Here is a 12,347-nt window from a genome sequence, read left to right on the forward strand (position 1 = left end):
ATTACCAATCCATTGATCTTCTTAAAGCTGATCCATCACTAAAGTAGAAAGGAAAGGAAATCAATACTTTATAGACTTAGAGCTTGTGGAGTAGATATAGTTATTCACCAAGATAGTCGCTCTCCAACCAATCCACAAAACTTGCCACATCATCTTCTAAGGATCTATAGCCGTCGAGCCAATGCATATAGCGATTGAAGAGCAGTAGCTGAAGAGATACGGGCACAGCAGAGAGTTTACCCTTGTTAGCGTTTGCCACAGACGGGAACGCAAGGTAACTGGAGAGAGTCATTTGATCATGAATGTAGTTGCCCTTGAGTTCATTCACCCAGAGATCTTCATACGACCAAAAGAGAGACTCGTCTTGGCCTTCATCTTCAAACGGGCACTCCTCCTCGCCTTTGTAGTATCGGCACTGCTTAATCAATTCGTCTTTCGTTATAGCATATCTGCTTCTAAAGGCAGTAATAACCGCTTGCATCTCCGATGGGAGGAAGCGCCACGCCTTTTCTTCAATCGCTTGTGGTACACCATAGTAAGCCTCCGCCAAACTCCCGGCGATAGCCCCAATGGTGTCACTATCTCCACCGATAGAGATAGCAAGGCGAATAACCTCTTCAAAGGTTCTTCCCGCTAAGAAGCAAGCGAAAGCCTGCGGAACAGTCACTTGGCAAGTCTCGTCAAAGAGGTTGTTCGCACGTATATCGTCTACATCTAAGGACAAGTCATAGTGATAGTTTGCTTCTATATGACCGGCCAGCTCTTTCTTGGTCATTCCATTGCGGAGCATATAGATAGCCTCAGCAGTAGCCTCAGCCCCCTTTATACCCTCGGGATGGTTGTGCGTACACGCAGCACTGGCTCTTGCTTGCGACAAAACCTCCTCACGGGTAGGGAGCCAACCGCAAGGGGAAACACGCATTGCGCTGCCATTGCCAAAGCTCCGATAGGGAACCGGTGGATTCGTATATATCCACTGATGAAAACGACCGCCATAGGCTCCCTTAGGATGGGGATAACGCCTGCACCACGCCTGCAAAGATGCGGCAAAATCACCCCTGCCCAGCAACGCATCAGCTACAGCTATCGTACAAATAGTATCATCTGTATAGTTGCAACCATCTGCAAACAATTCAAAGTCTGTTCGGTGGGTATTTGCAAACTCAAACCGAGAACCCACTATATCTCCAATTATTGCGCCCAACATAACTTGCTCATTTTAACGTAAATGTAATAAAAATCTGCCTATTTGCCCTATTCTTCTATGAGTGTGAAGCACAAAAAAGAGATTTGCCCCAATGAACCACACAATAACAAAGCCGACCCATCCAATGGCCGGCAGCATGCCGAGCAACCCGATAACACAGAAGATCAGTGCATAGCGAAAACTATTCGTAACCGGGGATAGTTACATCGGAGAAGTCTCTCTCGATAGCGTCTATGAGTTCTTCATCGTGCAGGACCTCAACGGCTATTTGAATGTAGAGCCAAACGTTTGTCTCAGGGTGCTTTTTTGCATATCGAATAAGCTCTTCCTTATCTTCCACTACGTGTCCGAAACCACCTCTTATCAGTTCCTCATCCGTGCAGAAGTCAAATATGGTCTTATTACGTAAATCTGTATAGTCTTTACTCTTCATAAAACGCAACATCTTACACCCCAAATGTACAAACTAATCGGGGAAAACAATATAACGTAAGTGTGCACTGCTGAGATAGCGCACATCATCGCACACAATGGATATTTTGAATTAGAAAAAAGGTACAGATGTTTTGGTTGAAAGGTTCTGATGTTTCAATCAATAGGTTCTGATGTTTCATTTGAAAGGTAGGGATATATTGAGTGCAAGATACCGATCAAGGTTCAACGGGATACACTATACCCTTTATGATACATTAAGCTCGCAAGCGGATAACCGACACTACCCTATACCTATTGCGTACATAAAGAGCTCCTTTCTTTCTATTGCCAAAGAGGGGCTGCGGGGTTTTGCAGCCGGGACCATGCCGGTGCGCCATTTTAACAAATGAGAGACGATCAGCAAGCGAGCAAAAGAGAAAAGGGGTAATGAGCTTATGGCTCACCACCCCTCCCACACTTGTGCGAATGGATCTTTTAGAAGAAATTGATTGTATTTCCTCCTGTTTCGTTTTCGCGATGCGCTTTGTCGGTAGGTTCCTTAGTACGACTGAATATATCTTCATCCTCTACTATACGCCTACTATTGGGCCTTAATTGAGAGCAAAGTCGCTCTAAGCGCGAATGGTCTCTTTTGGCTGCCGGTTCAGCATCAAGGATACGAATAATCTCTTCGTTGTCTAATTCGTCATCCTCCAGAATGAAGGGGCGTGCTTGCGCCATAGAGCCGGAGAGATAAGTATCATTATCTTCGTAGTAAAGGCGAAGCAGCTCATTATCCTTCTCTTCTCGCTCCGCTATTTCCTTCTTGGTTACGGCATCCACATCAAAAGTAGTTATATCACTTTTAGTGGTAGCGAAGTTGAAGCCGGAAGCGAGGATGGTGATCTTGATCTTTTCTCCTAACGAATCGTCTACCCCATGACCGGTAATTGAGTCGAAGTTACGCTCCATAGAGAGGGCAAGTGCATCTAACGGCTCCATTTCGTTGTTCATTAGGGGGCTGGTACTACTCTCGTAATGGAATACCAAAAGGCGACTGGCACGATAAACATCATTTCCATTGAGCAGAGGTGAATTGATCGCTTGATCAATAGCATCTTTTACTCTGTTTTCACCCTCTCCGATACCGGTCGATATAATAGCCACCCCCCCATCTTTAAGGATCTTAATCACATCATTGGCATCCACATTGATCACTCCATTGCGATAGATCAAGTCGGAGACGCTCCTCACGGCATTGGCAAGCGTCTGATCGGCTAAAAAGAGGGAGCGCGTGTAGCTCTCTTCGGGATACAGCTCTAATATTTTTTGGTTATTGATCACTAAGGTTGCATCTACCTCTTTGCGAAGCTCTTCGACGGCATTGATTGCTTTTACTATTTTATTGCGTCCCTCACGAAGGAAAGGAATAGTAACAATAGCTACGGTGAGTAGCCCCAACTCCTGCTTTGCGATACGTGCCACTACAGGGGTAGCACCGGTACCGGTACCGCCTCCTATTCCCGCTGTAATAAAGACGATTTCGGTTTGTCCGTCCGAGAGTGCTTCCCGAATCTCTTCGCGACTCTCTTCTGCGGCCCGCATAGCTTTATTGGCATCATCTCCAGCGCCTAAGCCTTTAGTAACATGAGGTCCCAATAGAAGCTTATTGGGTATGGGCGACTTCTCCAAGTCCTGACCATCGGTATTAAGCAACAAATAGGAGATCTGATCAAAGCTCTCCGAATAGAGATGGTTCAGTGCATTGCCACCTCCTCCGCCGACCCCCACAACCTTAATCACACGACGCGTGGCTAGCGGTATATCAAAATCAAGGGTTTTCCCACTCTTTATGTCCTCTGCTCGATTGATGGAGCTCCCTTCGTCTACCTGCATATTCTTATTGTCCTGACTCATAAGTCGTCTAAATCGTCTTCTCGATCTTGATCATCTAAATCGTAAGCTTCCAATTCATCCTCGGTAGAGGAGAACTGATTGAAAAAATCTCTGAAGTTGCCGATAGAGAAGAGCCCACTATTCTCTTTGCGTGCTGACTTTTTCTTTCTACTATTAACCCCTCTCTGAGGCTCTTCAGGCGCTACAGTTTGCGGTGAGACTCTCTCTTCCACCTCGGGAGTAGCCGGGTCTTTGGCGGTAAGCCCCTCTATAGTGTAGCGAAGCGCTTCGGTGCAATTCTCCTCTGCAGTCCAAGCAAGCGCCAGGGCACTTCTGTATTCCTTCTCGTAACTCAGTGCATTATCCTTATCGGCATACTGCAGCAGTTGGGTATAATTGCTAAAATTACGCACCTCGCTACGAAGCAAATCTTCTGTACGAGCCAGTGACAGTCCTCCACCTACCATCACATAGCCGCCCTCCATACGGTTTAGCACACCGGAGTGGTTCACCGTAGCCACCACATTGGCAATGATTTCTTTCATTCGGGCTGAGGCGTATCGATTGACATCCAGTACGCGTATGGTACGCTCCGATACACCATCTATATCATTGATAACGAATGTTTTCTCCCGATCTGCATTGGTCGTTGCCCCTGCATAGTTCAATTTAATTTCTTCTGCATCCTCCTCGGAGAGCTGCATGTCCATCAAATCGGAAGTTATATTCTTACCTCCAAAAGGCAATACGCGCAACCGTCGGAATACACCACCCAAATAAATAACGATCGAAGTGGTGCCGCCCCCTACATCCACAAATACACATCCCAGCTCCTTCTGGGTATCGGAAAGAGACAAAGAGGCCTCGGCAAGTGGGGAAGCAAAGATGCCGGCAAGCTTTAGTTTGAGACGATCTTCCACCACCGCACGGATACTCTCATATACACGCTCCTTAACGGTAATGGCAGATACATGCGCCACTAACTCCGAGGCAATTAGGCTCTTGGGAGACTCTTCAATAGATCCGTTCACCTCATAATAAGGTTTGGTGAGCGTGATGATCGTGCGACGATCATAGTGTAGCTCATCGATCTTTTTTTGGATATAGTCCAGATGCTTATCTGTGATCTCCTCTCCCTCAGAGCTAATCTCTGCATTGATTACCTCCTCTTCGCTTCGCAGTGAGGGGGTGGAGATACCTACATAGAGAGAGGTAGTACGCAGATTCTCCTCTTCCAAACGCTCATCCAGCTCTTTTACAATACGTGCTATCTTTTCGGAGACACGATCTATATTATAGACAGCTCCATGACGTATATCGTCTTCCGCCGGTTCCTCGGCAATAGCAATAGGAGAGACCGACCCATCCGGCAGCTTGGATGCTGCCAATCCGCGAATAGTGGATGAACCAAGGTCTATGACGACGTACACAGGGTTTACACTCATGAGAAATACTTAAACTGCTTCTTTTGCGGCTTGCCCTCAGCCGTTTTCTTTTTCTTCCATTAAGATAGGCTCAAAAGGTGCCACAATCACTTGATTGGGGATATGCAAATATAGTCGAAAAATACGAGCCTCACCAATAGTGGGCAATGTGTGAGCGATAAAGATTTTGAGCGCATCGCACTGTTGTGGGAAAAGCGACCGCTCCTTGCCGAAGAATAAACGCATGCCATGTTGCGATCCGGTCGCCTCTAAGTTGCCTTTTGAATCTACATGTAATGCCGTTATCATACCCGAAAGTACAGAGTCGGCCTCTATATATTTTACTATATCAAACAGGGGTCCCAGAGCATCCTTCACAGAAACCTTGCCATACAAAACAATCATAGGGAGCGTTTGCGACCTCTTTTCCCCCACCGGTATCGCCTCTCGCTTTGAAGTGATATAGAACTGTTCATCTCCACTCATCAATAGAGCCAACGGCTTACGCTGCTTTACATTTACATGCAACGTACCATCCGGACTAAAGTAAAGATTACTCACTCCCATGAGGGCATTACGATTGATCAATTCACGCTCTACCCGATAGCAATCAAAGGCAGCTACTGAGTGACCCACCGGATTGGTTTCAAGCGAATAAATCTCTCGAGCCAAGTCCTTTTCCTCAATTACCTTACTATCCACAGGCGCCTCCACCGAAAAGCGCACCCTGCGACACTTGATAGGCTCCACTATATGGGGCAAGGCAAAAGCCACAAAGCAAAAGTAGGCAGCAAGAAGCGATACACCAATGGCAACAACGATGTGTCTGAGCATAAACAATTACATTGAACGAAGTTTCTTTGCCAAAGGCATCACCAAGCGATCTATATTTCCTGCCCCTACGGTAACTATAACCCGTGGAAGGGAAGCATGCTGTCCTATAAATCCTACTAAGCGATCCTTATCCACCATATACTTATTCGGAATAGTCAACTCATCGTAAATAAGCTGTGAGGTAACGCCTTCAATCGGCTCTTCTCTGGCGGGATAAATAGGCAAGAGGACCACTTCATCGAAAGCATCTAAGGAGTGGGCAAAACCTTTATAGAAGTCCCTCGTTCGGGTATATAAATGCGGTTGGAAGATAGCCATTACTCTATCGTTGGGGAATAGACGCTTCAGCGAAGCAGCCGCAGCAGCTATTTCCTCCGGGTGATGCGCATAGTCATCTATCAGTACATAGCGATCATCGTGAAGTATCACCTCAAAGCGGCGTTTTACACCCTTAAAGGAGAGCAATGCAGCGCGCAACTCATCGGGTGTAACTCCTGCCAGTACAGCCGCCCCCATGGCAGCGGTAGCATTCTCCACATTCACCTCTATAGGGGTAGCCAGTATCACACGCTCCATATGTATCCCCATAGCCGGGAAATGCCAATCAAAGAGCAGCTCCTCATCCTCTACGCGTATTCCATCCGAATATATATCGGCCTCACTATTTATACAATAACTATAGGAGGTACACTCGGGTAACTCGGAAGGTGCTAAAACACCCTTCTTATATATTAACGCTCCCGAATGGTCGATTCGTTGTATAAACTCTAAAAAACCTTTGTGATAGCCCTCAGCCGTGTGATATATATCCAAGTGATCCGGACTAATTGAGGTCACAATAGCTATCTGAGGACTCAGCTTGAGGAAGCTATGGTCATATTCATCCGCCTCTGTAACTGCCCACTCGGCATCTTCCTCTATGATTACATTGGTACCGGTATTGACAGAGATACCTCCCAGTACAGCGAAACAGCCCTTGTGAGAGTTGTGCATAATGTGCGCAAGCATTGTGGAAGTAGTAGTTTTGCCATGCGTACCTGCCACTGCTGCCTGCTTGTAACCACTAAGTGCTAAAGCCAATGCCTCAGAGCGTTTGATTACATTGAAGCCATGCTCTCTAAAATAGATCAGCTCTCCCAATGAGTCGGGTACCGCCGGCGTATAGACAACCACTGTATCTTCCGGAGTAAAGTTCTCGCCTACAAGCTCTTCTCCCCTATCCTCAAAATGAACTGATATACCCTCTACTTGGAGTGCTTCCGTAATACGGGAAGGGGTTAGGTCATAACCCGATACATCAAGCCCCTGCTTATGAAATATTCTTGCCAGGGCACTCATGCCGATACCTCCGATACCTATGAAATATACCCTGGTATACTGCTTACTGCTATTCATTGTCATGAGTCTTTGCTATGGCATCTTCTATCAAATTAACTATTTTCTGAGGCGCATTGCGCAGCGCCATTTCCTTGGCCGCAGCCGAAATGGCGGCGAGTGCCTCTTTATCGCCAATAAGCTTCAGCGCCTCACTCACCAGCGTTGCCCGTGCATCGGCATCTGTTACAAGCACCGCTGCACCACGTGTAGAGAGAGCTTTAGCATTATGCGTTTGATGATCTTCTGCTACATTGGGAGAGGGCACCAAGATAGCCGGCATACCCAAGATCTCTATTTCAGACACCGTAGAGGCTCCGGAGCGAGAAATCATCAAATCGGCTGCACCGTATGCCCAATCCATATGCTCCACAAAAGGCAAGACTACTATATTTTTACGAAGAGGCTCGGACAATGCCTCATAGTGGCTCTTTGCTTCTTCATAATAACCTTTACCGGTTTGCCATATCAAAGCTACCCCGGCAGCAGCTATCTGCTCTAATCCCGCTGCGATACTATCGTTCAGTGTTTTGGCACCCAAGCTTCCTCCCACTGACAGGAGGATAGGTAGCGATGTATCCTCTATTCCCATTAAGCGGGCGGCTTCCTCGCGCTCCGGCAACTTACCCTCCTCGATGACAGGTCTAACGGGATTGCCCGTAAGGCGCACTTTATCAGCCGGAAAGAATCGCTCCATGCCCTCATAGGCCACAGCAATATAGGCTGCCCTATCCGCTAATCGCTTATTGGCTTTCCCTGCAAAGCTGTTTTGCTCCTGTATTACTGTGGGGATACCCATATTTTGAGCGGTAAGCAGCGTAGGAAGAGAGGCATATCCGCCCACACCTACTACCGCTTGAGGCTTAAAGTCAAGGATGATCCGTTTTGCCATTTTAAGTGACTTGAGCAGCTTCCTCAATACGCTGATATTGCGCCATAAGTGCTTTCTATCAAGTCCGCGTACCGGAAGGGCTTTAATATTGAATCCGGCTTGAGGTACGCGTGTCATCTCCATTTTACCCTCAGCCCCTACAAAGAGGATCTCACACTCGGGATATTGTGCACGAATAGCCTGTGCAATAGATATAGCCGGGAAAATATGTCCACCTGTACCGCCTCCCGATATAATTATTCGTTCCAAAGTAGTCTGACTCATGATGATAAGTTAGGATAATTGGGTTAAATTGTTTTCTTCCGGATTAGTGGTTTTGAGCTGTTGCGCTTGCATCTCGTCAATTTCTCTCTTCTTGGCAAGCAAGGCATTTTCTTCTTTTATAATACGGGTAAGCCCCACCATCAAACCAAATCCAAAAGCCATGCAGATATAAGAGGAGCCCCCCTTACTAATTAGAGGAAGAGTCTGTCCGGTGACCGGCAGTAAACCCGATGCAACTGCCAAATTCAGCAGAGCTTGAGCGGTGAATAGTACGCCAAAGCCATATAGGAGTAGCCGCTGTTGCTTCAGGAGCGCTCGTTTGCCCCACGCAGCTATTCGGAAAAAGAAGAAGAGGTAGAGAATAGGCACGCCCAATACACCTAAAATAGGACCCCACTCCTCTATGATAATCGCATAAATAAAGTCATTCTTTGACTCGGGCAGATAATCTCGTCCTCTACTATTACCGGGCAGTACACCTATAGGCGAGGTGCCGCCTCGTGCGATAGCTATCTTGGCATAGTTCTTTTGTAAATTGTCATCAGTGATACAATACTTCAAGTCATCTCTTTCTTTCGGAGAAAGCGCATAGTATTCCTCTTTCGTTAAGCCTCCGTAATCTTTTTCCACTCGAGCCATCCACGTCTTAGCGCGGCCCATATGCTCTATCATACTATTGGGCAACATAGGCAGGATAAGGACGAGGAGTAACACACTGACCAAACCCACACCGGTCAGTTGCAAAAAAGGCTTTAGAGGGGGAAGGGATATAAAGCAGAGCGTCCAAGCAAAGAGTACGATCAGCACAGAGGTAGAACCGCTTTGCGAAACAATCAAGGCGACCGATATTAACGTAAAAACTATAAAAAACCAAAACGCTTGTTTCTTGGGCATCCGGATAGGTGCGCCCAGAAAATAGGCTCCAAGGAAAAGAATGGCCAGCTTTAGTATCTCAGAGGGCTGTATACTGATTCCCATTATTCTGATCCAACGCTGTGCGCCATTGGTTGTTTTCCCCATTAATAAGGTGAGGAAAGCCAACAGCACGGCAATTCCATAAAGCCAAAAGTGCATATTCTTTATATACTTCCACTTTATCCTCGAAGCGATGATAGCAATTACAGTAGAGCCTATTATAATGAGAATATGCTTCACGATCGGCATCATGTCACCGGACTTATATATTTCCTGCCCGGAAGCACTGAAGCCCTCCACAATAGAGAGAAGGACAAAGAAGAAGTAGATACCCCAGAGCCCTAAATCGCCTCTAAATAGGTTCCTAAAACCATAACTTTGCTCTTTTTCCATACCTCCACTCAACGCTTTGTCATTGCTAATACATCACTGCGGAATTGATCCCCGCGATCCTCATAGTTGTGGAATAGGTCAAAGCTGGCACAGCAGGGAGAGAGGAGCACTACATCGCCCTTCTGAGCCATTGCGGCACATTTGGCTATAGCTTCCGGCATAGAGGTTGCCTCCTGATAAGGCAGTACACCGTCAAATGCTTTCCGAAGCTTAGCATTATCCACCCCCAAAAAGAGGAGCGAGCGACACTTCTCCTTCACCAAATCCAATATCTCGTTGTAGTCGTTTCCCTTGTCGGTCCCCCCTAATATAAGCACTACAGGACGAGTTTGAGCCTCTAATGCATAAATGGCGGCTGCCACATTGGTAGCCTTACTATCATTCACATAGGCTACGCCTTTGTACTCAGCCACCCACTCCATTCGGTGAGGTACATTTTCGAAATGACGTAAAGCATCTAAGATAGCCTCAGGCTCTATGCATAAGCTACGTGCTGCCAAGCCAACCGCCATTGCATTCAGTATATTGTGACGTCCGGGCAAGGCCAAGTCCTTTACAGGGAGAGTCAATTCGGACTGTGCTTCATTTGCCGCAAAGCAAATCGTGCTTCCATCAGACGAAAGATAAGCTGCTGCTCCTTCGTGTGCGGCCTCTATCGAAAAGCTATGCCGCTGATAGGCAGCTCCTACCGGGATCATCTTGGGGGTTAACTCATCCTCGCGCCAATAGATAAAGTCATCCTTCGCAGTTAGGTTCATGGCAATTCGCATCTTAGCGGCTGCATAGAGCTCTATCTTTCCTTGATAGCGATCCAAGTGATCCGGTGTTACATTAAGTAAAAGCGATACAGAAGGATGAAAATCTTTAATCCCCTCTAACTGGAAGCTACTTAATTCGACCACATAGTATTCGGCTGATCCGTCCAACACGGCACGCGCTAACGAAAATCCTATATTTCCGCAAGCCACAGCACGTCTGCCGGAGCGTTTCAATAAATGGGTAATCCAGCTTACTGTGGTTGTTTTCCCATTACTTCCCGTTACGGCGATCATCTTATTCTCTTGAGGTAGATAGCGAGAAGCGAATTCCACTTCACTGATAATAGGCACCTGCCGTGCTTCCAAGTATTGTATAGGCTTTGCTGTAGGGGATACGCCGGGGCTCTTGATTACCTCTCCGGCTGTAGACAAAAAGGCCTCACTATGCCCTCCCTCTTCAAAGGGTATGCCGGCAGCAACCAACTCAGCCCGATAGGGAGCAGGCAAAGAGCCGCTATCACTTACTGCACAATCAATTCCTTTTGCATGTGCCAAAAGAGCAGCACCAACTCCACTCTCTCCTCCTCCTAAAATCAATAAAGATGCCATCTTTCTTCTGATCTTTCTTGCTTTCCTTCTATGCCTACAAAGGTAGGAAATAGCCGGCATTATTTTTCCTCTTTGACCCGAATTAGGTATATATTCTTTTCTTAGACTGCCTACTCCCTAAAAAACATCCCTATCTTTCTATCAAATCATCAGAATTGATAGTCGAAAGTTCTCATGCGCTCCGCATGCATTCGGCACGTAGTCGCTCCACTGATCTCCGTACACAAATCGCGCTGCCCGGTCTGCCTCCCGGCGGAAGGCGGTCGATCCGTGCGCTCCCCTTTACACGAAGCAAATAGGGGTTAACGCCACCTCCGCGAGGAAAAATGCGGTAGTCCACATCTATATACCTATCTGCACTGCCAAAGAAACGAACCCCACTCTTGGAGATTAAACTCTGCTGTATGCCTGCATCGTAAAACCCCCTCATAGAGACATTCTCTATCAGTGCGTTCGGTGCTTTGATGTTCATGTCCGCCACTGCTCCTTCCGAGTAGATAACGATACTGAGCGTGTGCGTGCCACTTGATACGTATCGGGTGTAGCGCAAATTATTTACCTCGGTCGGATTGTAGCTTGTCTCGTGGGTATATCCGCCACCAAACGGGTTAGGCGTCATTGAATAGGATACACTTCCTCTCCACCTGCCGAGTATCTTTTGGTCTAAAAGCACCCTCAGCTCCCTAAATCCTTTGCTCTCGTCCACGTTGCTGTAGACTTCGCATAGGATATGCCCGATGGCTATATCCAATCGGGTATCGTCAGAGGGTACGGTTATGGATAAGTCCATCCGCCTTTGGTTGGTGTCAAGGGTTATCCCCCCTTTTCTCGGGTGAGTTTTCTGTATGATCAAAAAGGTATAGATCGCTCTACAGAAACATCAGAACCTTTCATTTGAAACATCAGAACCTTTCATTTGAAACATCAGAACCTTTTGATGAAAACATCCGTATCTTTTGGATGGGGCCTCTACACCTATATCTACGCTTACCGGAGTTTGCACCCACTGCACGCCTCTTCGAGCCATACGACAAGGCTATCCAGAAGAGAGAGAAATATACCGGGAGGGAGGCGCCCATTCGATACAACCATCCCAAACTCCGGCTACATTCGTACAGATGTATATAAATTCAATATGTATTGAGCTATTTGTATTGTCATGCACTTAAATAATATTAATTTACTAAAGACACCATGATTCGGTTTCAAATCATTTATGTACATTAGCGGTCGGTTAGGTTTCGAGAGGATATTGGCAATCTTCTCAAAGCCGCGACTTGAATAACAAAGAGTAAAGAATGATTCTAATGTTGAAGAAAAGACTCCAAAGAATAGGAGGAACCCTACTGTTGTGCTTGCCCATATGC

General features: G+C 46.7%; 10 protein-coding genes and 1 pseudogene. 1 reads left to right on the top strand and 10 read right to left on the bottom strand.

Annotated elements, in window-relative coordinates:
• Nucleotides 1–454 precede the first annotated feature (454 nt).
• Nucleotides 455–1,207 (bottom strand): annotated as a pseudogene (locus tag ACLWMH_RS06810) (ADP-ribosylglycohydrolase family protein); the annotation flags it as partial.
• 63 nt (nucleotides 1,208–1,270) lie between these two features.
• Here ACLWMH_RS06810 and ACLWMH_RS06815 point away from each other — a divergent pair.
• On the top strand, nucleotides 1,271–1,408 hold the full coding sequence (locus ACLWMH_RS06815) for a hypothetical protein (RefSeq protein WP_411915948.1): 138 nt from the start codon (nucleotides 1,271–1,273) through the stop codon (nucleotides 1,406–1,408).
• On the opposite strand, the gene ACLWMH_RS06820 is transcribed toward ACLWMH_RS06815, so the two are convergent.
• The 9 genes from ACLWMH_RS06820 to ACLWMH_RS06860 all read right to left on the bottom strand — a co-directional run bounded on the left by ACLWMH_RS06820 (nucleotide 1,389) and on the right by ACLWMH_RS06860 (nucleotide 11,770).
• Entirely contained in the window at nucleotides 1,389–1,640 is a 252-nt protein-coding gene (locus ACLWMH_RS06820; protein WP_411915949.1) for a hypothetical protein, read from the bottom strand. The two genes, ACLWMH_RS06815 and ACLWMH_RS06820, sit on opposite strands and share 20 nt — an antisense overlap.
• 476 nt (nucleotides 1,641–2,116) lie before the next feature.
• Nucleotides 2,117–3,538 carry a cell division protein FtsZ gene (locus tag ACLWMH_RS06825; protein WP_411915950.1) on the bottom strand — a complete coding sequence of 474 codons (1,422 nt, stop codon included), beginning with the start codon at nucleotides 3,536–3,538 and terminating at the stop codon, nucleotides 2,117–2,119.
• Nucleotides 3,535–4,962 carry a cell division protein FtsA gene (locus ACLWMH_RS06830; protein WP_411915951.1) on the bottom strand — a complete coding sequence of 476 codons (1,428 nt, stop codon included), beginning with the start codon at nucleotides 4,960–4,962 and terminating at the stop codon, nucleotides 3,535–3,537. Before ACLWMH_RS06830 ends, ACLWMH_RS06825 begins: the two co-directional genes overlap by 4 nt.
• Nucleotides 4,963–4,998: 36 nt before the next feature.
• Complete coding sequence (locus ACLWMH_RS06835; protein WP_411915952.1) at nucleotides 4,999–5,775, bottom strand: cell division protein FtsQ/DivIB; 777 nt, start codon at nucleotides 5,773–5,775, stop codon at nucleotides 4,999–5,001.
• A 6-nt stretch (nucleotides 5,776–5,781) separates the two neighbouring features.
• Entirely contained in the window at nucleotides 5,782–7,170 is a 1,389-nt protein-coding gene (gene murC, locus ACLWMH_RS06840; RefSeq protein ID WP_411916244.1) for a UDP-N-acetylmuramate--L-alanine ligase, read from the bottom strand.
• Complete coding sequence (gene murG, locus ACLWMH_RS06845) at nucleotides 7,163–8,305, bottom strand: undecaprenyldiphospho-muramoylpentapeptide beta-N-acetylglucosaminyltransferase (RefSeq protein ID WP_411915953.1); 1,143 nt, start codon at nucleotides 8,303–8,305, stop codon at nucleotides 7,163–7,165. The genes murC and murG overlap by 8 nt, the downstream gene beginning before the upstream one ends.
• 9 nt (nucleotides 8,306–8,314) lie before the next feature.
• On the bottom strand, nucleotides 8,315–9,613 hold the full coding sequence (locus ACLWMH_RS06850; protein WP_411915954.1) for an FtsW/RodA/SpoVE family cell cycle protein: 1,299 nt from the start codon (nucleotides 9,611–9,613) through the stop codon (nucleotides 8,315–8,317).
• Between the two features lie 8 nt (nucleotides 9,614–9,621).
• Nucleotides 9,622–10,980: a UDP-N-acetylmuramoyl-L-alanine--D-glutamate ligase gene (gene murD / locus ACLWMH_RS06855; protein ID WP_411915955.1), complete on the bottom strand. Its 1,359-nt coding sequence runs from the start codon at nucleotides 10,978–10,980 to the stop codon at nucleotides 9,622–9,624.
• Between the two features lie 172 nt (nucleotides 10,981–11,152).
• Nucleotides 11,153–11,770 carry a hypothetical protein gene (locus tag ACLWMH_RS06860; protein ID WP_411915956.1) on the bottom strand — a complete coding sequence of 206 codons (618 nt, stop codon included), beginning with the start codon at nucleotides 11,768–11,770 and terminating at the stop codon, nucleotides 11,153–11,155.
• Nucleotides 11,771–12,347: the final 577 nt, after the last annotated feature.

The sequence above is a fragment of the Porphyromonas miyakawae genome, from assembly GCF_045865415.1.
Lineage (GTDB): Bacteria > Bacteroidota > Bacteroidia > Bacteroidales > Porphyromonadaceae > Porphyromonas > Porphyromonas miyakawae.